This window comes from Micromonospora sp. NPDC049645 (assembly GCF_040675155.1).
In the GTDB taxonomy this organism is placed as follows: Bacteria; Actinomycetota; Actinomycetes; order Mycobacteriales; family Micromonosporaceae; genus Micromonospora.
The window spans coordinates 1-1,410 of record NZ_JBFAOI010000042.1 but is presented as its reverse complement, the minus strand read 5'-3'; the positions used below and the strand labels follow the sequence as shown (position 1 = coordinate 1,410).

General features: G+C 69.4%; 1 protein-coding gene. It reads left to right on the top strand.

The features are described 5' to 3' along the window. On the top strand, positions 1-1,410 hold a 1,410-nt coding region (locus AB0J33_RS31155), incomplete at its 3' end, for an SDR family NAD(P)-dependent oxidoreductase (protein WP_363618737.1).

Below are 1,410 nucleotides of genomic sequence, written 5' to 3'. Positions count from 1 at the left end.
GTGTACGGGCCGGTGTTTCAGGGATTGCGGGCGGTGTGGCGTTCCGACCGGGAGGTGTACGCCGAGGTGACACTGCCCGAGCACGTCGCGGCGGACGGGTTCGGGTTGCATCCGGCGGTGTTGGACGCGGCGTTGCACCCGATCGGGTTGACCGGGCTGCTCGACGACGAGGCGGTGTTGCCGTTCACGTGGAGTGGGGTACGGCTGTACGCGACCGGAGCGAGAACGCTACGGGTCCGGTTGACACCGGCCGGCGACGGCGCTGTCGCGGTGGCCGTGTTCGACACCACCGGCCAACCGGTGCTGACCGCGACCTCCTTGGTGCTGAGGCCGGTCACCACCGACCAACTGGCCGGCGGGGTACCGGACGCGGCGCAGTCACTGTTCGCCGTGGAATGGGTACCCCTACCCGACACGGAACCCGCCGCGGAGCCTGATGCCATGTCGGTGACTGCCGAGCCGATCTGGGGACGGTACGGGCAGATCGATGGTGAGCTGCCCACGCTCGTGGTGGCTGAGCTACCGGCCCCGGCCGATGCCGATGCCGATGCCGGTGGTGTTGTTGAGGCCACGCACGCGGCGAGCGCGTTGGTGTTGGGGTGGGTTCAGGAATGGTTGGCTGATCCGGCCACGGACGGTTCCCGGTTGGTGGTGATCACCCGTGGTGCTACCGACGGCAGTGACCTGGCCGCGGCCGCGGTATGGGGACTGGTCCGCTCCGCGCAGTCCGAACACCCCAACCGATTCATCCTGCTCGACCTCGACCTCGACCTCGACCTCGACGACGACACCGACCCCGCTCTGAACGACGACACCGACCCCGGTCTGGACGATGACACCGACCCCGGTCTGGACGACGCCGACTACGGCCTGGAGGCGGCCCGGCGGCGAGCCGACGATGACGCCGACCGTGGTGGCGAGTTGGGCAGGGTCCTGGCGGCGGTGGCCGACAGTGGTGAGCCGGAGATCGCGGTACGTGCTGGTGGCTTGTATGTCCGGCGGTTGACCCGGGCCGGTGGTGCTGGTCGGTTGTCTTTGCCTGGCTCTGATCGGTTGCGGGATGGGTTGGATTCGGGTGGCACGGTGGTGGTCACTGGTGGGACTGGGGTGTTGGGTGGGTTGGTGGCCCGGCATCTGGTCGCCACGCACGGGGTCAGGCATCTGTTGTTGTTGTCCCGGCGGGGTCTGGCCGCGGCGGGGGCGGCGGAGTTGGTCGAGGATCTGACTGAGTTGGGTGCGCGGGTGCAGGTGGCCGCGTGTGATGTCGCTGACCGGGATGCTCTGGCGGGGGTGTTGGCGGCGGTGCCGGCCGGGCATCCGGTGGTGGGGGTGGTGCATACCGCGGGGGTGCTTGATGACGGGGTGATCGAGGCGTTGACGCCGCAGCGGCTGGAGACGGTGTTGCGGGCG